General features: G+C 29.8%; 27 protein-coding genes and 1 tRNA gene. All 28 read left to right on the top strand.

The annotated features are described in order from the left end of the window. Positions 1-73: 73 nt before the first annotated feature. The 28 genes from Q0Y03_RS01260 (at position 74) to Q0Y03_RS01125 (ending at position 21,201) form a co-directional block, all read left to right on the top strand. Positions 74-577 carry a hypothetical protein gene (locus Q0Y03_RS01260; RefSeq protein ID WP_297712051.1) on the top strand — a complete coding sequence of 168 codons (504 nt, stop codon included), beginning with the start codon at positions 74-76 and terminating at the stop codon, positions 575-577. Next, positions 570-1,088, top strand: a complete 519-nt coding sequence (locus Q0Y03_RS01255) for an NUMOD4 domain-containing protein (RefSeq protein WP_297712050.1) — start codon at positions 570-572, stop codon at positions 1,086-1,088. Before Q0Y03_RS01260 ends, Q0Y03_RS01255 begins: the two co-directional genes overlap by 8 nt. A gap of 11 nt (positions 1,089-1,099) precedes the next feature. Continuing rightward, the gene (locus Q0Y03_RS01250) at positions 1,100-1,504 is read left to right on the top strand and encodes a single-stranded DNA-binding protein (RefSeq protein WP_297712168.1); all 405 of its coding nucleotides are present in this window, start codon (positions 1,100-1,102) and stop codon (positions 1,502-1,504) included. A 14-nt stretch (positions 1,505-1,518) separates the two neighbouring features. Then, a complete protein-coding gene (locus Q0Y03_RS01245) occupies positions 1,519-1,647 on the top strand; it encodes a hypothetical protein (protein ID WP_297712049.1) in 129 nt (42 codons plus the stop codon). A gap of 41 nt (positions 1,648-1,688) precedes the next feature. Beyond that, positions 1,689-2,222: a DUF3850 domain-containing protein gene (locus Q0Y03_RS01240; RefSeq protein WP_297712048.1), complete on the top strand. Its 534-nt coding sequence runs from the start codon at positions 1,689-1,691 to the stop codon at positions 2,220-2,222. A gap of 42 nt (positions 2,223-2,264) precedes the next feature. After that, positions 2,265-2,537 carry a hypothetical protein gene (locus Q0Y03_RS01235; protein ID WP_297712047.1) on the top strand — a complete coding sequence of 91 codons (273 nt, stop codon included), beginning with the start codon at positions 2,265-2,267 and terminating at the stop codon, positions 2,535-2,537. A gap of 7 nt (positions 2,538-2,544) precedes the next feature. Further along, a complete protein-coding gene (locus tag Q0Y03_RS01230; RefSeq protein ID WP_297712046.1) occupies positions 2,545-3,066 on the top strand; it encodes a hypothetical protein in 522 nt (173 codons plus the stop codon). A gap of 134 nt (positions 3,067-3,200) precedes the next feature. Further along, positions 3,201-3,274: transfer RNA gene (locus Q0Y03_RS01225), tRNA-Lys, on the top strand. A 145-nt stretch (positions 3,275-3,419) separates the two neighbouring features. Next, positions 3,420-3,812 (top strand): HNH endonuclease, encoded by a 393-nt coding sequence (locus Q0Y03_RS01220; RefSeq protein WP_297712045.1) that lies wholly within the window; start codon positions 3,420-3,422, stop codon positions 3,810-3,812. A gap of 123 nt (positions 3,813-3,935) precedes the next feature. Then, entirely contained in the window at positions 3,936-4,508 is a 573-nt protein-coding gene (locus Q0Y03_RS01215; protein ID WP_297712044.1) for a hypothetical protein, read from the top strand. Then, positions 4,498-6,189 (top strand): terminase TerL endonuclease subunit, encoded by a 1,692-nt coding sequence (locus tag Q0Y03_RS01210; RefSeq protein ID WP_297712043.1) that lies wholly within the window; start codon positions 4,498-4,500, stop codon positions 6,187-6,189. The genes Q0Y03_RS01215 and Q0Y03_RS01210 overlap by 11 nt, the downstream gene beginning before the upstream one ends. Before the next feature lie 15 nt (positions 6,190-6,204). Continuing rightward, on the top strand, positions 6,205-7,449 hold the full coding sequence (locus Q0Y03_RS01205; RefSeq protein ID WP_297712042.1) for a phage portal protein: 1,245 nt from the start codon (positions 6,205-6,207) through the stop codon (positions 7,447-7,449). Continuing rightward, on the top strand, positions 7,430-8,038 hold the full coding sequence (locus tag Q0Y03_RS01200) for an HK97 family phage prohead protease (RefSeq protein ID WP_297712041.1): 609 nt from the start codon (positions 7,430-7,432) through the stop codon (positions 8,036-8,038). The genes Q0Y03_RS01205 and Q0Y03_RS01200 overlap by 20 nt, the downstream gene beginning before the upstream one ends. Before the next feature lie 46 nt (positions 8,039-8,084). Next, the gene (locus tag Q0Y03_RS01195; RefSeq protein WP_297712040.1) at positions 8,085-9,257 is read left to right on the top strand and encodes a phage major capsid protein; all 1,173 of its coding nucleotides are present in this window, start codon (positions 8,085-8,087) and stop codon (positions 9,255-9,257) included. Positions 9,258-9,271: 14 nt separating this feature from the next. Beyond that, positions 9,272-9,433: a hypothetical protein gene (locus Q0Y03_RS01190; RefSeq protein ID WP_297712039.1), complete on the top strand. Its 162-nt coding sequence runs from the start codon at positions 9,272-9,274 to the stop codon at positions 9,431-9,433. Then, positions 9,423-9,707 carry a head-tail connector protein gene (locus tag Q0Y03_RS01185; RefSeq protein WP_297712038.1) on the top strand — a complete coding sequence of 95 codons (285 nt, stop codon included), beginning with the start codon at positions 9,423-9,425 and terminating at the stop codon, positions 9,705-9,707. Before Q0Y03_RS01190 ends, Q0Y03_RS01185 begins: the two co-directional genes overlap by 11 nt. An 8-nt stretch (positions 9,708-9,715) precedes the next feature. Then, positions 9,716-10,060, top strand: a complete 345-nt coding sequence (locus tag Q0Y03_RS01180; RefSeq protein ID WP_297712037.1) for a phage head closure protein — start codon at positions 9,716-9,718, stop codon at positions 10,058-10,060. Then, entirely contained in the window at positions 10,050-10,496 is a 447-nt protein-coding gene (locus Q0Y03_RS01175) for an HK97-gp10 family putative phage morphogenesis protein (protein ID WP_297712036.1), read from the top strand. Before Q0Y03_RS01180 ends, Q0Y03_RS01175 begins: the two co-directional genes overlap by 11 nt. Continuing rightward, positions 10,493-10,876: a hypothetical protein gene (locus Q0Y03_RS01170; RefSeq protein WP_297712035.1), complete on the top strand. Its 384-nt coding sequence runs from the start codon at positions 10,493-10,495 to the stop codon at positions 10,874-10,876. Before Q0Y03_RS01175 ends, Q0Y03_RS01170 begins: the two co-directional genes overlap by 4 nt. 2 nt (positions 10,877-10,878) lie before the next feature. After that, on the top strand, positions 10,879-11,304 hold the full coding sequence (locus Q0Y03_RS01165; RefSeq protein ID WP_297712034.1) for a phage tail tube protein: 426 nt from the start codon (positions 10,879-10,881) through the stop codon (positions 11,302-11,304). 2 nt (positions 11,305-11,306) lie between these two features. Continuing rightward, positions 11,307-11,609: a hypothetical protein gene (locus Q0Y03_RS01160; RefSeq protein WP_297712033.1), complete on the top strand. Its 303-nt coding sequence runs from the start codon at positions 11,307-11,309 to the stop codon at positions 11,607-11,609. Between the two features lie 35 nt (positions 11,610-11,644). Further along, the gene (locus tag Q0Y03_RS01155) at positions 11,645-11,938 is read left to right on the top strand and encodes a hypothetical protein (RefSeq protein ID WP_297712032.1); all 294 of its coding nucleotides are present in this window, start codon (positions 11,645-11,647) and stop codon (positions 11,936-11,938) included. 4 nt (positions 11,939-11,942) lie between these two features. Beyond that, a complete protein-coding gene (locus tag Q0Y03_RS01150; RefSeq protein WP_297712031.1) occupies positions 11,943-14,171 on the top strand; it encodes a hypothetical protein in 2,229 nt (742 codons plus the stop codon). A gap of 106 nt (positions 14,172-14,277) precedes the next feature. After that, entirely contained in the window at positions 14,278-14,628 is a 351-nt protein-coding gene (locus Q0Y03_RS01145) for a DUF6711 family protein (protein ID WP_297712030.1), read from the top strand. 15 nt (positions 14,629-14,643) lie between these two features. Continuing rightward, on the top strand, positions 14,644-15,162 hold the full coding sequence (locus Q0Y03_RS01140) for a hypothetical protein (protein ID WP_297712029.1): 519 nt from the start codon (positions 14,644-14,646) through the stop codon (positions 15,160-15,162). Between the two features lie 16 nt (positions 15,163-15,178). Further along, positions 15,179-15,451, top strand: a complete 273-nt coding sequence (locus tag Q0Y03_RS01135; protein WP_297712028.1) for a hypothetical protein — start codon at positions 15,179-15,181, stop codon at positions 15,449-15,451. 2 nt (positions 15,452-15,453) lie between these two features. Further along, positions 15,454-15,846: a hypothetical protein gene (locus Q0Y03_RS01130; RefSeq protein ID WP_297712027.1), complete on the top strand. Its 393-nt coding sequence runs from the start codon at positions 15,454-15,456 to the stop codon at positions 15,844-15,846. Between the two features lie 21 nt (positions 15,847-15,867). Next, positions 15,868-21,201, top strand: a complete 5,334-nt coding sequence (locus tag Q0Y03_RS01125; RefSeq protein WP_297712026.1) for a hypothetical protein — start codon at positions 15,868-15,870, stop codon at positions 21,199-21,201. Positions 21,202-21,420: the final 219 nt, after the last annotated feature.

The raw sequence follows: 21,420 nt of genomic DNA, 5'->3' as shown, positions 1-21,420 counted from the left end.
AAGATTTTTGTAAAAAACAAAAAATAAAAGATTCATTTGAGAATTATATAGTTTGGAAGGATAAGTATAAAATATGATATTAGCAATAGATCCAGGAAATATAGAAAGTGGATATGTATATTTATGTGAAGATTTAAGCATTGTAGAGTGTGGAAAAATTTTAAATGAAGAATTATTAAAAAGAATATGTAACAATGATTTTTATCCTAAAGGAGAGGAGTGTTTTGCTATTGAAATGATAGCGTCACAAGGAATGGCTGTAGGGCAAAGTGTCTTTGAAACTTGTGTATGGATAGGAATATTTACAGAAGCCATTAGAAGAGCTTATTGTACAAAACCTAAATATATCTATAGAAAAGATGAAAAGATGAATTTATGCAATAGTATGAGGGCTAAAGATAGTAATATAGTACAAGCTTTAGTAGATAGATTTGCTCCTAACACACCTAATAAGGGGAAAGGCACTAAGAAAGAACCAGGATGGTTTTACGGATTTAAAAAAGATATATGGCAAGCTTATGCAGTTGCAGTAACTTATCATGATATGTATTTGAAGGGGGATGATATTAATGGATAAAGAGGAATGGAAATCTATAAAGGGGTATGAGGGGCTGTATGAGATTAGCAATTTTGGCAGAGTTAAAAGTTTATTAGGTTGGAATGGGCGCAAATATATACAAAGAGAAAGAATATTAGCTCCATATAAACAACAAAGCAATAAATACTATAGCAGAAGCGTAGTGAAATTAACCAAAGATAATAAAACTAAAGATTTTAAAGTTCATAGATTGGTAGCAGAAGCATTTATCCCTAATCCAAACAATTATAAAGTAGTAAATCATATAGATGGAAATCCTTTAAATAATAATGTTGAAAATTTAGAGTGGTGTACTCAGAAAATGAATATAAAACATGCTATCAATAATGAATTAACAATAACTAGAATCAAAACTATAGATAGAGAAACTATGGTTGAGCTTTTAAATAATAATTTTAATTATGATGAAATAGCAGAAATGCTTGGAGTGGCAAAAGGAACGGTATTTAACTATATAAGAAAATTTAAAATAAGAAAGATATATGAATAGGAGTGGTTATTATTAATAAAGTAGTTTTATTAGGAAGACTTACTAAGGATCCAGAGCTAAGATATGCAGCAGGAAGCGGAACAGCAGTTTGTAGATTTACTTTAGCAGTAAATAGACAGTTTAAAAAAGATGAAACAGATTTTATAAACTGTATAGCATTTAATAAACAAGGAGAAGCAATTGCACAATATGTTACTAAAGGTAGGCAGTTAGCAGTTACAGGGAGTATAAGAACTGGTAGTTATGATGGACAAGATGGAGTTAAGAGATATACAACAGATGTTATTGTAGAAAGTTTTGAGTTTATAGGTAGTTCTAATAACAGCTCTAGAAATAATAGCTGGGATCCACCAGTAGATGATGGAATGGGATTTGGACAAGAAGTGCCAATTGATGATGGGGAGATGCCATTCTGATGGAGGGCAAAGAAATGATTATTGATAAATTAATAAAAGATTTTAGAGATAAGAATATAGTTGTTAATAAGAAACGAAAAGATATTTTGGAGCAGGACTGTAAAGAAAAGTATCTTTCAAGGAGCAGGAAGAAAAAGAAATAAGAATAGTTTGAAACTATTGCGAAGAAAGGATTTGAGGGAGAATGAAAATACATGAGCTGAAGATATTACCACAATATTTTAATGATGTTAAATGTGAAAAGAAACCTTTTGAATTAAGAAAAAATGATAGAGATTTTAAAGTAGGAGATATTTTAATACTTAAAGAGTTTAATCCAAATAAAGAATATGAAACTATAGAAGATGGTGTTTATAGTAACTTTAGTGGCAAAAAAGTATTAAGACAAGTGATCTATATCTTAAAAGATATAGAAGGATTAAATAATGACTATGCAATACTAGGAATTAAGCCAATAGATTCAGACATAGAACTTGAATGGAAATCAAATATGAATGAGTGGGGAACGATATATTGTCCATTTTTAAATAAAGAAGTTATGACGTATTATCCAGTAGGAATGAGAGCTTACGATACAATAACAAACCCATTTATGAATGAAGATGGTGAAATTTATTACTATAAATATGACCATGATGAAGGTGGATGGATAGATGGTTCTTTCAGTATGTGTGATGCAGAAGAATATATAAATTTAGATGAAGTATTATGGTACTAATTCGCACTTCAAAAATATTATTCGTTGAAGGGAGGAATTAGTATGGATTTAAAAATAGTGAAATCTACAGGCAATGAATGGTATAGCGAGTGTATAGGGGAAAGATTTACTATCCATTCTGAAAGTAAAAAAGGCGGCAGAGGGAAATATGTAGTGAGAATACCAAAGCAATTAAGAGAATTGATGAATGGACATATGTATGGATGGGTGGATAAAAAAGATTGTGCATTATTAAAAGAATTACCAACAGAATATAGATTAACTACCATTGATGGAAAATCAGCTTTTATTGCAATAGATTATGTGGAGGAGTAATTTATTTATGAGCAGAGATAGATTTAAAAAGACAGAAGATAAGTTATATAACTATTTTAATAAAGAGAAAAAAATAGCTACATTAAATTATCGAATAGAAGTATTAAAGAAGCAGATAGATAAAATTAATCAAGAGCTTAGAGGGTGTGATGTTAACATCAAGATAGAAAGTAGTAGTCCAGGATTTGAAGAAAGGGTACAAACATCAAGCGATGGAACAAGTTATGCAGAAAGAGAAGTAATAAGGATAACTGATTTAAAGTTAAAAAGAAAGTTATCTAAGGAGATAGAGATAGAAGGGTTAAAAGAAGAGATAGAAAATATAGAGTTAGATAATTCTATACTAGAATATAACTTACAATACATTAATGAAGAATGGTACAAGCTATTAGAGTTAAAATATAAATTTAAAAAGAATGAAGTACAAATATCATTAGAGATGAATATAAGTCAATCTCAAGTAAATAAGATAAAGCAAAAAGCTATTGCTAACATTCAAAGATGGGAAGAGTGGCGAAAGGTGGAATAAAAAAGGAATAAAAGAAGAATAATTATATAGACAAGATATGAGATAATGAGTATGTAGAGATTATACATTACATTGATTGTTCTCCTATATTATTATGTGAGAAAAGCATCTAGTGTAAAAGCTAGGTGCAACATGGGGATATAGTTTATTAGTGGTAAAACAATAGAATTTTAATCTATAGAAGTAGGTTCGATTCCTACTATCTCCTACGGTTATTGACCATATAACCTCTCATAAATTCTCAATACCTTTTTTCAAGAAGCACTTAGCAGAAATGTTAGGTGCTTTTATTATTATTAAAAATTAGGTTTATATAGCGTTGAATAACATCAGAGTTTTATAGGAGATGGAGTATGTTAAAGAGTTGTAAGTATTGCGGAAGAATACATAAAAAAGATTTTGTATGTCCAATGAAGCCTAAGAGCAATAAGTATAAAACAAGTGAAGCAGATAAGTTTAGATGGACAAAGGCATGGCAAAGGAAGAGAGAAGAGGTAAAGAGAAGGGATAAATTTCTATGTCAGATATGTATAAGGAAGTTATATAACACAATAAAGAAGTATAACTATAATGACTTAGAAGTGCATCACATAGTACCAATTAAAGAGGATTATGAACTAAGGTTAGAAGATAGCAACTTAATAACTGTATGTGAATATCATCATGAATTAGCAGAGCAGGGAACTATACCAAGAGATGAGTTATTGACCATTGTACAAGCACAAGAAGAGGGTAAAAATAGTTAAATATACCCCCGGGTATTTTGACACTTTCAGAGGGGGTCTTAGGACACCACGTGTCCACCTCGGAACATAAAATATTCCCACATCAGATTTTCAAAAGATAATTTTTAAGAAAGGAGGTTTATTATGCCTACACCACCAAAACCTTTTACAGTTTTAAAAAATGAAAAAAAATCACATAGAACAAAGAAAGAACTTGAATTAAGAGAAAAAGGAGAAGCAGCATTAGTTACTGGTGTAGCTATAAGAGAACGACCCGAAGTTAAAAATAATCCAGTAGCACATAAGGAGTTTTTAAGGATAAACAAGTTACTTAAAAATATAGAAAAGAACGATTCGATTTATGAAGCAGTTATAAATAGGTATTGTTTATTACAAGCTGAATGTGCTGATTTTGAAAAGAAAAGAGAAGAGATTTATAATCTAATTCAAATGTTAAAAGAAACATTTTATTCATTAGTTGATGAATTAGAGGGAAAGGAAAAAGCAATAGAGCTAAGAAGTTTTAGTGACAATATGGCTTCTTTATCTAGCACCATTATTAGTATAGATAAGCAACTACAAAGTAAGCGTAAAATGTTACTTGACATAGAAAAAGAAAATATAATGACAATAGCTTCAGCCCTTAGAAGTATACCTAAGAAAGTAGATACTGAATCTAATAAGGAAAAATTGTTAAGGGCGATAAATGGAAATTAAAGAAAGTAAAGCTTATAAATATGCAAAATGGTGTGTGCCAGATGTCAATCAAAAAGTACCTATATATGTTAAGAAACAAGCACAAGATTGGTTAAATAAAGCTGATGGAATAGATAAAGAAGCTTATGTTGATGAAAATGAATTAAATAAAATAAATAGAATATTAGGTTTAATGGTTCATCCGGATTTAATGTGTCCTATGAATGAGGGATTAGAGGATTATGCATGGTTCTTAATAGTTGCAACATTATGCACAAAAATAAGAAATGATGAAAATAAAGATATAAGATATTATATAACAGCTGTACTAGAAATAAGTCGTAAAAATTTTAAGACTTTTAATAGTGCAGTTATTTTTATACTTTTATTAATAACTGATAAGCCATTTTCACGTTTTTTTTCAGTTGCACCAGATTTAAAATTATCTTCTGAATTAAAAATAGCAATAAGAAAAATAATAAAAGTTAGTCCTTTGTTAGCAGAAGAGGATGTATTTAAAGTTCTTAGAAGTGAGATAAGATGTTTATTAACTGATAGCGAATATATTCCATTGGCTTATAGTGAAGATAAAATGGATGGTAAACTTGCAAATGCTTTCTTAGCAGATGAAGCAGGAGCTATGGACAGTTATCCAATAGAAGCTATGAGATCTTCTCAAATAACTTTATTTAATAAGCTTGGAATTATTATTAGTACCCAATATCCAAATGATAATAATGCTATGATAGATGAAATTGATATATCTAAAAAGGTATTAGATGGATTAATAGTCAATAAAAGAAGATTTTCTTTATTATATGAACCGGATAGCAAATTTTTAGTTGAGGATCTATGGCAAACAGAAGATTTAGTTATATATCAAAGCAATCCGGTAGCAGTAAATAATAATTATATATTTGAAGCTATAAAAGAAATGAGAGAAATGGCTATATTGTATGAAAATAAAAGAGAAAATTATCTTTGTAAACATAATAATATAAAGTATAAAGGCCTAGGAGTAGAAGGATATATAGAAGTTACTAAAGTTAGGGAGTGCAAAACAATAGAAAATCTTAAGTTTTGGAAAGGGAAAAAAGTATATCTAGGTGTAGATTTATCACAATCAGATGATAATACTGCAGTTGCTATGGTAACCCAATATGAAAATAAACTTTATGCTAAGATATGGGAATTTCTACCTAATGATAAAATAAAAATTAAGAGTAAAAAGGAAAATGTAGATTATAAAAGGCTAATTAAGGATGGCGTATGCTTTAGTTGTGGCGATGAAGTAATAGATTATGGTTTTATTGAAAAGAAAATACTTGAGTTAGAATCAGTTTATGGAGTAGAAATAGTACAGATAGGATATGACAGATATAATGCTCTAAGTACAGTTCAAAAGTTAGAAAATGAGGGTTATGAGTGCGTTGAGATTAAACAACATAGTTCAGTATTACATATGCCAACTAAGTTATTAAAAGAATGTATATTAAGTAAAAGCTTTAGCTATGATGAAAATTTAATGTTAGAGATTAATTTTCAAAATGCTAGATGTACTGAAGATACAAATTTAAATAAATATGTGAATAAGAAAAAATCAACTGGAAAAGTTGATATGGTTGTAGCACTAATAAATGCTATATATCTATTACAACAAGAGCAGTTAAGTGGAAGTGATTTTACTATCCAAGTTATATAGAAAGGAAGGTGAAATATGAATTTAAAGTTTTGGAAAAGAAGAAAAGAAAAACGATCAATTTTAGAGCAAGATGAACCTGGATTAAAGGATTTATTGTTAGCTGCGGGATTGATTGAAGATAGCATAACTAGAATAGAAGCTTTAAATATTCCTACTTTAGCAGGGTGCGTTGAGTTAATATCATCATTAGTTGCAAGTATTCCTATTAAACTTTACAAAGAGGAAGATGAAGAAGTAACAGAAATAAAAGATGATATAAGACTTAAACTTTTAAATGAAGAAACTGGAGATACACTTACTTCGTTTGAAATGAAAAAGGCCTTAGTTATAGATTATTTGTTAATGGGAAATGGATATATCTATATAAATAAAGAAAGAGGAAAGATTGAAAGTTTACATTACGTTAAAGAAGGTGATGTAAGCATAAATAGAAATGTAGATCCAATATTTAAAAATTATGATGTATTAGTAAATGGGCATATATATAAGCCTTATAATTTTATTAAACTATTAAGGCATACAGATAATGGGTTCGATGGTTATGGAATAATAGAAGAAAATATTATATTACTTTCAGTTATTTATAATTCTCTTAAGTATGAAAATATATTAAGTAAAACTGGAGGTAATAAAAAAGGTTTTATAGAATCAGAGGGCAAATTGAACTTTGAAGCTATGCTAAATTTAAAAGAACAATGGAGAAATATGTATTCCAATAATACTGAAAATTGTATTGTGCTGAATAAAGGATTGAACTTTAAAGAAAGTCAAGCTACTCCAACAGAGCTTCAACTTAATGAAAATAAAATAACCAATGGTTCAGAGATTTGTAAAATATTTAATATTCCACCTAGCATAATAAGTGGTGATGGAAAGGCTAATGAAGGCGATTTTGATAAAATGTTTAAGATGGCAATATTACCAATACTTAATAGTTTAATAGCAAGTATTAATAGAGACTTACTTCTAGAAAAAGAGAAGAAGTCTTTTTATTTTGGATATGATGCTAATGAGTTATTAAAGGGCGATATAGAGAAGAGGTTCAAAGCCTATGAAATAGCCATTAAAAACAAAATAATGGGAGTAAATGAAGTTAGATATAAAGAAGATTTAGAGCCTATTGATTTATTTGAAGATACTATTTTGTTAGGTTTAAATGATGTATTGTATAACACTAAGAATAAAAGTGTTTATACACCAAATACAGATAAAACATCAAACTTGAAAGGGGGTGAAAATAATGAGAATAGAGATTCGTAATGATAGCGTAATCCTTGATGGTTATGTAAATGCTGTTGATAGAGAAAGTAAGCCTATTCCTTCAGTGAAAGGTAGGTTTATAGAAAAAATAAAGCCAGGGGCATTCCAAAGGAGCTTAGAAAGAAGAGCTAATGTTGATTTATTATTAAATCATGATAAAAATAGAAAGCTTGGTTCTACTTCCGAGGGAAATCTTGAATTATTTGAAGATAATATAGGCTTAAGAGCAATATGTACTGTAACTGATACAGATGTAATTGAAAAAGCTAAAAATAAACAATTGAGAGGATGGAGCTTTGGATTTTATGCAGAAAAAGATAGCTGGGAAGCAACAGAAAATGGTTGTGAGAAAAGAACTGTAGAGGAATTAGATTTATTTGAAGTAACTATAGTTGATGATACAAGAAATCCAGCATATTCAGCTACTTCTATTGAAATGAGAGATGATAAAGAAGTCTTAACAGAAAATAGAATAACAGATTTTAAAGCTATAACAATAGATGAGTCTAAAAATAAAGAGAAAAGAACAGATAATGTGATAGCTGAAACTAAAAAATTAATAGAAGAACTTAAAAAACCTTTTAAATAAAGGTTTTTTTTATTTTATAAAAATACAGAAAAGGAAGGTAAATAAAATGATAAAAAATAAATTAGCAGAATACAGAACTTTACCAACAAATGAGAAAGGATTAGAAGAACAAAGAACAGATTTAGCTTTAGAGCTTACAAGAATTATTGAATCAGTAGAGGGGGAACAAAGAGCATTTACAGATGAAGAGATAGCGAGAGTTGATGAAATAAAAAAAGAAAAAGAAAAAATAGAAAGAACATTAGCCGCAATAGAAGAAGCAAGAAGTTCTAATAATATTATAAAAGAAAAGAAGAATGAAGAAGAAAAAAAAGGTGATTTAGAGGAAAGAGCATTTGCAAATTACATAAGAGGTGTAGTTGAGACGAGATCCGAAGCTAATTTATCGTTAGCTAGTAATGGAGCAGTTATTCCTAAGACAATTGCTCAAAAAATCATAAAGAAGGTTTATGATATATCACCAATATATCAATTAGCTACTAGATACAATGTAAAAGGAGATTTAACTATTCCATACTATGATGAATCTTCATCAGCTATTACAACAGCATATGCAACAGAATTTACAGATTTAGAATCAAGTTCTGGTAAGTTCAAAAATATAGAGTTAAAAGGGTACTTAGCAGGAGCATTAACAAAGGTATCTAAATCATTATTAAATAATTCTAATTTTGACTTAATATCTTTTGTTATTACAGCTATGGCTGAAAGTATTGCTAGATTTATTGAGAAAGAGTTATTAAAAGGGACACCAAGTAAGATAACAGGGTTAAGTACAGTTAAACAAAAAGTAACTGCAGTAAGTGGTGCTGCTGTAACGGCTGATGAATTAATAGATGTACAAGAAATGATTCCAGATGTTTATCAAGCGGGAGCAATATGGATAATGAATAAGTCTACTAGATCAGCTATAAGAAAATTAAAAGATAATGATGGGAATTACTTATTAAATAGAGATGTGTCATCTAAATGGGGGTACACTTTATTAGGAAAAGATGTTTATACATCAGAAAATATGGATGTAATTACTTCTGAAAAGACTTCTATTTATTATGGTGATATGTCTGGACTAGCTGTTAAGTTGAGTGAAGATATAAATATTGAAGTTTTAAGAGAAAAATATGCTACGCAACACGCTATTGGAGTAGTTGGATGGGTTGAATTAGATTCTAAAATAGAAAATGAACAGAAAATCGCTGCTCTAGTAATGGGTTCTTAATTAGAGGTGATTAAATGAAAGTAAGAGCATTAGTAAGTTTTGCTGGTGCTTTTTCTATGTACAAAGGAGAGGAAAAGGAGTGTAATGATAAAGTTATACTCCAGGATCTTCTTTCTTGTGGTTATGTAGAAGAGGTAAAGGCAAATAAAAAGAAGGTGAAAGCTAATGAAGATTAGTGAAGTAACTATTGATGATTTAAAAGAGTATGCAAATGTTGAGCATGATTATGATGATAATATATTTAACAATATATTATTAGCTGCAAAGAGTTATATAAAAGGTTATACAGGATTAAATGAAGAGCAGATTGATAGTAAAGAGGATTTAACAATAGCTTTAATGGTGTTGTGTAATGAAATGTATGACAATAGAGTATTTTCGGTTGAAAATAATAAAGCTAATACTGTAATTACCAATATATTAGACATGTATGCAGTTAATTTATTGTAGGTGATCTTATGAGTAGATATATAATTAATCCAGGTGAATTTAGACATAGAATTACAATTCAAAAGATGAGTAAAATTGAAAATGATTATGGGGAATTACTAGATACTTGGGTAGATTTTTTAGAGGTAAGAGCAGCTATTTATCCTTTAAGTGGTAAAGACTTTTTTGCAGCAGAAACAACTAATAATGAGATAACTCACAAAATTAATATTAGGTATGTTCCAGGTATAACATCAACAATGAGAATAAAATTTGGTGAAAGATACTTTGAAATTACATCTCCACCAATAAACTTTCAAGAAAAGAATGTTTTATTACAAATAATGTGTAAGGAGAGATGTTATGAAAGTTAAAATAGATGGAATGAAAGAGCTACAAAAGTCTATTAAGAAATTAGGACAAGTACCTCAAAAATGTGTAACTCCAGCAGCTAAAAAGGGTATGAATATAGCTCTTAAAAGTGCTAAGAAAAATGCCCCAGAAGATACTGGAGAATTAAAAGGTGGAATGAAATTAGTAGGTGAGAAGTCTAGAACTAAAGGTAAAAAAGTTTACCAGGTAGTTTTTGATAGAAGTAAAAATGATATATTCCAAAAGAAGAATAAAGAGGGAAAGGTTATAGGTTATTATCCTGCATCACAAGAATATGGATTCTTTGCAAGAAATGGAAGGTATATACCAGGATTTCATTTTATGAAAAGAGCTATGGAAGATAATAGCGGAGCTATAACAAAGAAAATAGTTAATGAAATGAGTAAAAATATAGATAAGGCATTAGGTGGAAAATGATAGAGAAAGCTTTAAGATATGAATTAAATAAAATTAGTGAACTGGAAAATAAAATATTTCCTATGAATGCTCCAGAAGGACAAAAGCCGCCTTATTTAGTTTATATAACAAGAAAGAAGCCTTTAAAAGACTTAGATGGAATAACAGAAGATAAGGAGTGTTATTTAATACTTAACATTTTATGTAGCTCATATTCACAAATGAAAGATATAACTAAAAATATTGAAGATATTATTATTAATTTTCCACTGAATAGGATAGGTAAAGAAAATTTATATATTCAAGATATAGATTTTGCGGATATAACAGAAAATTATGAGGATCAATTAAAGTTACACAGAGGTATTATACCTTTTACAGTTTATTATAAGGAGGAATAATTATGGCAACAAGAAGTTTAGGTACTGTTTTAAAAATAGGAGAAACAGCATCGGCTACAAAAGTTGGTGGATTAACGGAAATAGGAGGGATGGAGTTAAGTGCCGACACATTAGATACAACTACATTAGATAGTGATGGGGGATATAGAAAATTTATAGGTGGATTTAAAGATGCAGGAGAAGTTAGTTTAAGTGGATATTTAGAAATAACTGCAACCGATGGGCAAAAAAAGATGTATGATGCATTTGAGTCGGGAGAAGAACAAACCTTTGCTATAGAATTTCCAGAGAGTATAGGAGCCAAATGGGCATTTAAAGGAGTTGTTACTGGATTTTCTACAGGAGCAAGCTTAGAGGATTTAATTAGCTTTGGATCAACAATTAAAGTATCTGGAAAACCAACTCTAACAGTGAAGGGAGCAGAATAAATATGTATGTACCAATAGAATTAGATAAAACAAGAAACTTTAGATATGGTATGAAAGCTATGTCATATATAGAAGAAAAGTTAAAGAAGCCAATAGCTAAAATAGATTTAGATGGATTAACTATGAAAGATACAGCTATAGTTATATGTGCAGGATTAATGCATGAAGATAAAAAATTAAATCCGGATAAGGTTATGGATTTAATAGATGAAAAGGGGAATTTCATGGAGGTAATTGAAACTATGGGAGAAGCCTTTAATCTAGCTTTTGGTGGTAATGAAGTAAATGAAGAAAAAAACGAGTAGAGGGTAACGATGAAGAATTTTCCATAAGGGAAAGTTTGAAAATCGCTACCCTTTGTGGCTTGTCTCCTTTAGAGTTTTGGGAGCTTACACCATACGAATTTAGTCTAGTAGCAAATGCTTATGCAAAGAAAAGGGAAGAAGAAGCAGAAGAAAAGTTAACTCTAGCTTATATTAATGCTGCAAGGACTATTCAATTTTTAGGTAAAAATAAGCCTAAACTTGATGATGTTTTAAAGAAAAATCATAAAAAAGAAATGACAGATGAAGAAATGCTAAATCAAATAAAACTCTTAAATAATATTTTAGGAGGTGAGGTAACTGGCAGTTAAGAATTTGCTTATTAGAGGTGGAGCAGACTTTAGCAATATGCAAACTGGACTTAATAAAGCTCAAAGAAGTCTTTCCAACTTTCAAAGGAATGTAAGCAGTATAATGGGGAAAGTTGCAGGTATTTTAGCAGCTATAAAGATAGGTGAAGTTATAAAAGATGGTGTTAAAGATGCCATGAGTGTTGAAACTTCAATAGAAAATATAAACAGAACCATGCAAGGAAGTGCAAAGGCCTTTGGAGATTGGGTTAAAAGTCAATCTCAAGCATATGGAATGAGTATTCAAGAAGGTTATAAGTACGGTTCTACTTATAGCAACTTAATATCAAGTTTTCAAAGTAATACAAAAGAAATTGCTAATAGTACGCAAGAATTAATGAAAGCTACATCAATAATAGCTAGTAAAAGTGGTAGAACATTTGAAGATACAGCAGAAAGAATTAGATCTGGTATGCTTGGTTCTACTGAAGCTATTGAGGATTTAGGAGTTTATACACAAGTTTCTATGCTTCAGAGTACAGAAGCCTTTAAAGAACTAGCTAATGGGAAGTCGTGGCAACAATTGAATTTTCAAACACAACAGCAAATAAGACTTGCAGCTATACTGGAACAAACATATGCAAGGTATGGGAATACATTAGCCGATACAACTCAAACAAGGCATAATCAGTTTATTGCAAGTTTAAAAAATGTTCAATTAACATTAGGACAAGCTTTTTTGCCTATATATAATGCAATATTACCTCCATTAACTACTTTTATGAATGCATTAAGTAAAGCTATATCAATAATTGCTCAATTTACAACAGCTTTATTTGGAAAACCTAAAGCAGCACAACAGCAAACTGACTCTATAACGAGTCAAACGAGTGCTGTTAGCAGATTAGGAGATAGTTTAGACGATACGGCAGATAGTGCAAAAAAAGCTATTAAATCATTAGCTGGATTTGATGAAATAAATACATTAAATCAATCTAGTGGAAGCTCTGGAAGTTCTGGAGGGAGTTCGGGTGGTGGAATAGATACATCTGGACTAGATTTGGGAGAAAGTGGCTTTTTATCTTCAGTAACAGAAGTTAGTGAAAAGATACAAGCTTTTGCAGATAAAATTAAAAAATGTTTTGGAACTTTGAAAGAGTTTATTATAACGAATAAAGATGTAATAATATCAGCTTTAGCAGGAATAGCAGCTGCTTTTACAACTTATTTTGTAATGTCAAACTGGTCAGCAATAATAGCAGGTATTCAAGGTGCTTTTTCAGCTTTAGGTGCTGCAATAGGAGGTATTAACTTACCGATACTTGGAATATCTGCAATAATAGGATTATTAGTAGGTAATATAGTTTATTTATGGAGAACCAATGAGCAGTTCAGAGATTCTGTAATAGAAGTGTGGAATAACATAAAGGAATTTATTAATACTGTTACGACAGATATAGGCACAATATTAACTAATCTGTGGGATAAGTACGGTAAAACATTAATAAAGAATATAAAAGATTTCTTCGGTACTATACAAAGCTTTATATTAAATGCCTGGGAGAGTGTAATTAAACCTATAATAGAAAATGCATTAGAAATGCTTACATGGTTATGGAATAATCACCTTAAAGGGTTAGTAGAAGAACTTGGAGAATTTATTATGAAATTAACTAATGGAGCTCTTGAGATATGGAATAAATTTATATCTCCTATTGTTGATTTTTTAGTAAAGACATTAGGTCCAATTTTTGTTACTGTATTTAATTATATAGTTGATAGTGTGGGAACTGCTATTGCTTTTATTTCAGATTTAATAAAATCTCTATTACAAGTGTTTAATGGACTAATAGATTTTATTCTTGGAGTATTTACTGGGAATTGGAGTAGAGCTTGGCAAGGTGTAGTAAATATATTTTCAGGAATATTCAATGGAATAGTAGGAGTTGTTAAATGGCCTTTAAATCTGATAATAGACATGGTTAACGCAGCTATTTCCGGAATAAATACTATGATAAAAACTATAAATAAGGTTCCAGGAGTTAATATATCAACTGTACCTAAAATCCCTAAACTAGCAAAAGGGGGTATTATAGATAGTCCAACAATTGCAATGGTAGGAGAAGCAGGAAAAGAAGCTGTAATGCCACTTGAAAACAACACAGGATGGATAACTGATTTAGCTTTTCTAAAGTTGCAGATAGAATACCAAGAGGTGGAGGAAGTAGCGATAATTCATATACTGGAGATTTAATCTTACAAATTGATGGTAGTATTATAGGAAAAGTTGCTTTAAGCCAATTAAGGAAAATGCAAAGACAAGGTGGAATTACATTAATTCCAGTATAAGGAGTGGTAATATGCTTAGTATTAACGGAGTAGCAATTGCTACTCCTAAATCATTTCAATTAGGAATTCAAGATATAGATGGAGAAACTAATAGAAATGCATTAGGTGATATGGTAAGAGATAGAATTACTATTAAAAGAAAAATAGAAAGTGAATGGGGGCCTTTAACACAAAGTGAAATATCAACATTGCTTCAATCTGTAAGTGATGTTTTCTTTACTGTAACTTATCCCGATCCGCAACAAGGAATAGTAACTAAAACAATGTATGTTGGAGATAGAACTGCTCCGGCATATATGTATGATGAAGAAGCTAAAGAAGTTAAATGGCAAGGTCTGAAAATGAATTTTATAGAGAAGTAGAAAGGATGATTAATTATGTTTAATTTATTTAAAAGAAAAAATGAAATTAAGGAATTAAAGTGTAGAGTAGCAGTGCTTGAAGCACAAGTTACAGCTTTAAACTCACAAAAAGAAAAAGGATATACTTTTAAAAATGCTAAATTTCAGTGTGAAAATTGCAATAAAGAATCTAGTACAATTGAAGCTAAAATAAGTGATTTAGTAGCAACTCCAGCTAAAGTAGATGAATTAAAAGTTGATGCAATGGGAATTTGGCCTAATTCAGAGGATGTAGGAGTAATAAATTACGAGTGTGTTTCATCTAAAGCAAATAGAGCAATAATTAAAGTTTCTTCTTCTGAAGGAAATGAATCAATAGTTACATTTGAAAATGGGGAAATTACGTTATCTGTTAATAAACCAGAATTAAAAGCAGAAAGTAAGAGTAATGGAGATTTAGTATTACAAATAGATGGTGCAGTTATAGGAAAGATAGCTTTAGAGCAGTTAAATAAAATGCAAAGACAATCTAAAATAAAAATGATTAATGTATAAGAAGGGATGATTAAATATGTTAGAAACAAATAAGAATATAACTTTAACAGGAATAAGTAAAATTGATGGAGCACAAGTTGCTTATATGAGTGCTAGTATTTCTACGGATGGTGGAGCTGGAGCAAATGTAAATAAAACTATAACTAATCAAGAGCTTTACAATTCTAATAAGGCAGAAGTAAGAGCAGATATAGCAAAATTTGAGGAACAAGTTTATAACTTGGAAGATGAATTATTAAATGCTAGTTCTATAGAAGAAGTAACAAAGACAAGAAAAGGAGATAAATAATTATGAAATTAAATTTAAGCAATGAAAGAATAGTAAACACGATTAATGTATTAGCAGAATTAAATAATGCTAAGTTACCAGTTAAAGTGGCTTATGCAATTACAAAGAATATTAACAAAATAAATAGTGAGCTTAAAGCTTATAATGAGGAAAAGGCTAAGTTAATTGATAAATATTCTGAAAAAGATGAAGAAGGTAAATTAAAAAGTGATGAAATTGGTAATGTAACTTTAAAAGAGGAACACATAGAAGATTGGAACAGAGATATAAAAGAACTGTTATCTATAGAAAATGAAGTAGATATACACATGATTAATTTAGATGATCTATTAAATTCTAATTATAGTATTTCTCCAGCTGAACTTACTGCAATAGATTTTATGATAAATGATTAATAAAAAATAAGGAGGGTTAAAATGCAAAATACAACAGCAGATTATAAAATAGAAATAAATAAACCTTCCAGGTCATTTGAATGTAAAATTACAATAGGAAATAATATTTATACTAATGAGGATTTAGTTAATTTAACTTTAGAGTATACCCAACCACAAGAAGGTTTTAGTATAGGTGGTACGATATCTAAAAGCTTAGATTTAACCTTACTTAATAGAGGGGATATTATTTATAGTACAAGCCAAATAAAGATAGAAATAGGTTTAAAAATAGGTTCTACAATTGAATATATATTAATGGGTATATTTAATATAGATGATATTGAAAAAACTGATTATACAACTAAATTTACAGCCTATGATAATATGATTAAGTTTGAAACAGCTTATTATAGTGAATTAGGTGATAAGCCAACATTAAAGCAAGTAGTTAATGAGTTATCAAAAATAACAGGAGTAGAATTTACAGGAAGCCTTCCAGATTACAATGTAAGTAAGCTGGAGGGATTTCCTTGTAGAGAGGTTTTATCTTATGTAGCTTCTATTTGTTGTGGTAATGCTTTTATAACTAGAGATGGTAAGTTTACTATTAAAACTTTAAGTGAAGTTGAAAAGTCTATAGATGGTAATAATTATTTTAATTACACAAGAGAAGAAGTTAAATATAAAGTAGGTCAAATCTCTTGCCAGGTTGATGAAAATAATATTTTATCTAAAGGCTCTATAGGAACAGATTCTATGGAGTTAGGATTTGAAAACCCATGGGTGACCGAAACTATACTAACTGAAATATATAATAAGTTAAATGGGTTATCTTACTTAGGTTATTCTATGAAATGGCAAGGAGATTTATCTTTAGATCCATACGATATTATAACTGTAACTGATGTTAAAAATGTTGTAAGAAAGATACCTATATTAAGCCAAAAGATTACTTATACTGGTGGATTAACTTCTGAAATAGGAGCTAAAGGAGAAACTAAAAATAAAAATAGTTTTTCTAGTAGTGGAAGTACTACAAATAAAGTTAATAGACTTGTAACAGAACAGGCAGTAATTAAAGAAGCATTAATTGAAAAGGCGAATATTAAAGATTTAGAAGCAGTATCTATTAGGACACAAACATTAGAAGCAAAAACTGCTAAAATCGAGGAAGCTATAATTGATGTTGCTCATATAAAAGATTTAAATGTCATTAATGCAAACATAGAAAAATTAATAGCAGCAGATGCAACTATAAATAATGCATTAATAGGAAAAGCAGATATAACAGAATTAAATGCAGTTAAAGGTACTATAAATTCACTAGATTCTAAAATAGCAAACATTGAAACATTAGTTAATGGAAATTTATCATCTGAAAATATCCAAGCTGGTGGAATAACATCAGATAAGTTAACAATAGCCAATGGGTTTATTACTAATGCTATGATAGCTAGTTTAGATGTATCTAAAATTAATGCTGGTGATATTTCCGCTACTAAATTTAGAATAGTAAGTTATAGTGGGAAAATGCTTATTGCTGATAATACCATTCAAATTCGGGATAATAATAGAGTTAGAGTACAAATAGGTAAAGATGCTAGTAATGACTATAGTATGTATGTTTGGGATAGTGCAGGAAAGTTAATGTTTGATGCAACTGGACTTAAAGCTGATGGTATTAAGAATAAAATTATTAGAAATGATATGATTTCTGATAATGCTAATATTGCTGGTTCTAAGATTAATATTAGTAGTCTTGTAACAGAGATTAATAAGGATACTAATACAACAGTAATAAAATCTAGTAAGGTACAGTTAGATACAGTAGGGCAAACTTTAGAAGTAGCCTTTAATTCTCTTAAGTCTAATGTTGATAGTAAAGAAACTAGAAATTTGTTTATAGAAAAGAATACGGTTGATGGATATTACAGTGATGATGGTTTTATAGAAGCTTCTAGTTTTAGGACTAGTGATTATATAGAAGTAAATGAGGGAGAGATATATACACTATGTAAATTTTCTGCAGATGGATACCATAGGGTTGTCGCATTTGATAAAGATAAAAATAGAATAGGCACTAGATTAGTAAGCAAAGATATAACATTAAAGTATACAATCCCATTAAATATAAAGTATATTAGAATATCTATAGAAAAGACTCACAAGTATAAAGTTGAAAAAGGCGACAATCATAATCCTATATGGATATCTGCACCAGAGGATATTGAGAGTTCTATAGAAGCTGTAAAACAAATTACAGAAAGCAATAGTACTACTATAAATGTAATGCAAGGGCAAATAGCAACTGCAATTAATAATACTCAAATAGTTAAAGATGGACAAACTATATTATTAAAAGATGATTATAATAGAACAGTTGCTAAGGTAGATTCTATTAATAGTACAATTGGAACACATACAACAAAGATAAATGAATTAACAGGAAGTATTACAAGTGTAGACACTAAAGTTAATAGTGTTCAAAGGGATTTGGAGGGAACTAAGAGTACAGTTAGTAGTCATACATCACAGATAAATGGATTAAATTCTACAGTATCTACACAAGGAGCAAGTATATCACAATTGAAAAATCAAATAGCTTTAAAAGTAGAAGCTACAGACATTACCAATGCTATTAATAATATGAATGTTGGTGGAGAGAATCTTTTCTTAAATGCTAATTTTGCAAAAAGGTATACAAATAATTCTATAGGTTGGGATAACTCTAAAAATGGGACAACATTTGCTGATAGTTGGAGCTGTTATAATGGAGGCGTTACAAACCCATCTACTGGATATCACGCCCATTTATATGAGAAAGATGGGGAGTGGGTAGCGAGATATGTTAATGAAAGTGATAAAAGATGGAAGGCTTTTAGCCAAGGTTTAAGTGATTATGCTAAAAAGCAATTAGTTCCTGGAGAAAAATATACTTTTTCAGTAGATATATATTCTGAAAATGTTGGCTGTTATCTTCATGGTGGATTACATTCATACAGAAAAGATGGAGAAACTAGAGGGTTTTATAGTGGTTCTTACGGCCTACAACCAATAATACTTAACAAGTGGGTAAGAATGTCATGGACATTTACACTAGATAGTGATATTGACTTATCAAAAGATATGGCATGGTTTATTTACGGATATCAAGGATCAGTAGGAACAATATATATGAAAAAACCACAGTTGCAAAGAGGAACAAAAGCAACAGACTTTAGTATATCTCAAGAGGATAATGATAAATCTATAGCAAATGTACAAACACAAGTTACTACAACTAGCAATAAAGTGGCAACTATAGAAACTAATCTTAATAGTATTACACAAAGAGTATCTAGTACAGAAAGTACAGTAAGTACACATACAACTCAACTAGGAACTGTTGATAGCAGAATAAACACAGCTAAAAGTTCTGCAATAAGTACTGCTTCTAGCGATGCTACAACAAAAGCAAATAATGCACAAAAAAATGCAATTAATAGTGCAAAAACTTATACAGATGGACAAATAACAACTGTAAATAAAACTATTACAAATAAGGTAGCAGAGATAAAAGCTACAACAGATAGTATTGTATCTAGGGTATCTAGTACAGAAACAAAGATATCTACTCTAGAGGCTACAAGTGAAAAAATATTAATAAATAACTTTTCAAAAAGTGGTAACCTAAAGCTATGGAATGCTCCGAGTACAACTCTTAGAACATCAACAGCAGTAAGTAACTATGTTGATGTTAATACTAGTGGGAATATAACAGTTAATTCTGATTATACGGAGATAGATAGCACAAAAACTTATAAAATATCATTAATGGTTCAGAATCCTAGTGCAAATGGGAGTGGTTCTTGGTATTTTGGAATATATGCTTATGATAAGGATAAAAAGAGCATAGGAGTTTATATTAATACTGGTACATCATTAAATACTAATCCATATTTTCATGCTGAAGCAAAAGCTAGTAAAAATACTAGCTGGAGAACTTTTGAAAGCTATATATACTCTCATAATACTACTGTTGATTCAAATACGCCAAAGGGTAATTGCAATAATTTTATGAAGTTTAGTCCTAATACTAAATATATTATAATTAGATTTTTAAATTATAGAAGTAGTCCTGATTATGGTAATGGTACAAGTGGTTCAATTTATTTTGCACACCCGACAATTTCAGAAGTTGATAATAGAATTGCAAACACAGAAACAAGATTGAGTTCAGCAGAGCAAAAGATAACTCCAACAGCTATTACAACAACTATTTCCGAAACTATAACTGGTGGTAAAGGCAGCATAAGCACTACACAGTTTATTATGGATAAGAAAGGGCTTACTATAAACAATGGTGCTTTGATTATTAAAAACAAGGCTGGTACTACAGTATTTAATTCGGACACTAATGGAAACTTAATTTTTACAGGAACAGCAAAGAGTATATACGGTGAACAGTGGGTAAGCTTAGACGCTGGTGGAGTTACATTCCAAGATCACCACAAGAATGAGCAGATGCTTAGAATTGGATTAAGCTATTTTTCTAATGCTAGAGATATGAATGGAGTTAACTTTGCTTTAGCTAAATATGGAGATTTCATAAGATTTTATCATATTGCAAAAACGGACTTAACAAATGGGTGGACTTCTAGCGATACACAATACAACTTTTTTGATTGTTGGAGCAGTGATCAAACTGTTGATGGTGTGGCTTTTAAAAAAGGTATTAATGTATACGCTCCGATGTATATAAATAACAGAGTTAAATTTAACTATTCCGGAAGTACAACATACACTAATGATATTGTTTCTGCTGGGTGGAACGATATTAGTGGACTATTAGGAATCTATGGTGATAATGGAGCTATATTAGGTTATCAAAACGGAAGTGAGTTACAGGCAAGAATTGTTGTAACGGAAGGTGCTCATCCTGGTACAGATGACAGAATTAAGAGTTGGGGACATTGGAATTGTAGTGGTTATGTAGTGCATAATGCTACATTTAGAGGAGCTTTCCAAAATTCTTATGCTAACACTTTAACTAGAGCTTTTACAGAAACACATTGTATAGAAGCAGAAAACAAGCAAGTTAGGATTAACTTTAAAGATGTGCAGTTAGTAAATAGAAAAGCAATTCTTAATATACCTAACAAATATAATGGTATATGTATAGATTATATAATAGCATCTATAGTTAAGAAGGGGAAAGGAGATGTATGGGTAGCAGAAGAGCAAGAAAATAGATTTGTTATAGAAGGAACAGAAGATATAAAAGTTAATATCGAGATAATTATTAATATCGAAGAGACTTCTTCTTATAGTCTAAAAAGCGAAAATGATGAGCAATTATGCATAGACATGGCAAATAGAAGCTTAGGAAACTAGGCTATTTTATTATAGTTAAAATTTATAAATTTAAAAAATTTTCATTGATATAAAAATAGAAGCTCCCTTATTATAAAGAGGTTAGTGTAAATTTTTCTACACTACTTCTCTTTTTAAATCTTTATATATCAAGGTTTCGCAAGTTTTTTTGTATAAAAAAACAACGACCCCCTAATTTCATGTTAAAATTGAATCTCTTACAAAACAAAAATAACCATG

It is taken from the genome of Clostridium sp., from assembly GCF_026168755.1.
Taxonomy (GTDB): domain Bacteria; phylum Bacillota; class Clostridia; order Clostridiales; family Clostridiaceae; genus Clostridium.
This window is presented reverse-complemented; position numbering and strand designations above follow the sequence as displayed.

Excerpts from the sequence above, each read along its gene's own strand:
- Q0Y03_RS01190 (WP_297712039.1), top strand. The coding sequence starts at position 9,272 with ATGAAAGTAAGAGCATTAGTAAGTTTTGCTGGTGCTTTTTCTATGTAC.
- Q0Y03_RS01235 (WP_297712047.1), top strand. The coding sequence starts at position 2,265 with ATGGATTTAAAAATAGTGAAATCTACAGGCAATGAATGGTATAGCGAG.
- Q0Y03_RS01130 (WP_297712027.1), top strand. The coding sequence starts at position 15,454 with ATGAAATTAAATTTAAGCAATGAAAGAATAGTAAACACGATTAATGTA.
- Q0Y03_RS01170 (WP_297712035.1), top strand. The coding sequence starts at position 10,493 with ATGATAGAGAAAGCTTTAAGATATGAATTAAATAAAATTAGTGAACTG.
- Q0Y03_RS01240 (WP_297712048.1), top strand. The coding sequence starts at position 1,689 with ATGAAAATACATGAGCTGAAGATATTACCACAATATTTTAATGATGTT.
- Q0Y03_RS01160 (WP_297712033.1), top strand. The coding sequence starts at position 11,307 with ATGTATGTACCAATAGAATTAGATAAAACAAGAAACTTTAGATATGGT.
- Q0Y03_RS01165 (WP_297712034.1), top strand. The coding sequence starts at position 10,879 with ATGGCAACAAGAAGTTTAGGTACTGTTTTAAAAATAGGAGAAACAGCA.
- Q0Y03_RS01205 (WP_297712042.1), top strand. The coding sequence starts at position 6,205 with ATGAATTTAAAGTTTTGGAAAAGAAGAAAAGAAAAACGATCAATTTTA.
- Q0Y03_RS01185 (WP_297712038.1), top strand. The coding sequence starts at position 9,423 with ATGAAGATTAGTGAAGTAACTATTGATGATTTAAAAGAGTATGCAAAT.
- Q0Y03_RS01140 (WP_297712029.1), top strand. The coding sequence starts at position 14,644 with ATGTTTAATTTATTTAAAAGAAAAAATGAAATTAAGGAATTAAAGTGT.
- Q0Y03_RS01145 (WP_297712030.1), top strand. The coding sequence starts at position 14,278 with ATGCTTAGTATTAACGGAGTAGCAATTGCTACTCCTAAATCATTTCAA.
- Q0Y03_RS01175 (WP_297712036.1), top strand. The coding sequence starts at position 10,050 with ATGAAAGTTAAAATAGATGGAATGAAAGAGCTACAAAAGTCTATTAAG.
- Q0Y03_RS01230 (WP_297712046.1), top strand. The coding sequence starts at position 2,545 with ATGAGCAGAGATAGATTTAAAAAGACAGAAGATAAGTTATATAACTAT.
- Q0Y03_RS01245 (WP_297712049.1), top strand. The coding sequence starts at position 1,519 with ATGATTATTGATAAATTAATAAAAGATTTTAGAGATAAGAATATAGTT.
- Q0Y03_RS01200 (WP_297712041.1), top strand. The coding sequence starts at position 7,430 with ATGAGAATAGAGATTCGTAATGATAGCGTAATCCTTGATGGTTATGTA.
- Q0Y03_RS01215 (WP_297712044.1), top strand. The coding sequence starts at position 3,936 with ATGCCTACACCACCAAAACCTTTTACAGTTTTAAAAAATGAAAAAAAA.
- Q0Y03_RS01255 (WP_297712050.1), top strand. The coding sequence starts at position 570 with ATGGATAAAGAGGAATGGAAATCTATAAAGGGGTATGAGGGGCTGTAT.
- Q0Y03_RS01195 (WP_297712040.1), top strand. The coding sequence starts at position 8,085 with ATGATAAAAAATAAATTAGCAGAATACAGAACTTTACCAACAAATGAG.
- Q0Y03_RS01180 (WP_297712037.1), top strand. The coding sequence starts at position 9,716 with ATGAGTAGATATATAATTAATCCAGGTGAATTTAGACATAGAATTACA.
- Q0Y03_RS01135 (WP_297712028.1), top strand. The coding sequence starts at position 15,179 with ATGTTAGAAACAAATAAGAATATAACTTTAACAGGAATAAGTAAAATT.
- Q0Y03_RS01220 (WP_297712045.1), top strand. The coding sequence starts at position 3,420 with ATGTTAAAGAGTTGTAAGTATTGCGGAAGAATACATAAAAAAGATTTT.
- Q0Y03_RS01260 (WP_297712051.1), top strand. The coding sequence starts at position 74 with ATGATATTAGCAATAGATCCAGGAAATATAGAAAGTGGATATGTATAT.
- Q0Y03_RS01125 (WP_297712026.1), top strand. The coding sequence starts at position 15,868 with ATGCAAAATACAACAGCAGATTATAAAATAGAAATAAATAAACCTTCC.
- Q0Y03_RS01210 (WP_297712043.1), top strand. The coding sequence starts at position 4,498 with ATGGAAATTAAAGAAAGTAAAGCTTATAAATATGCAAAATGGTGTGTG.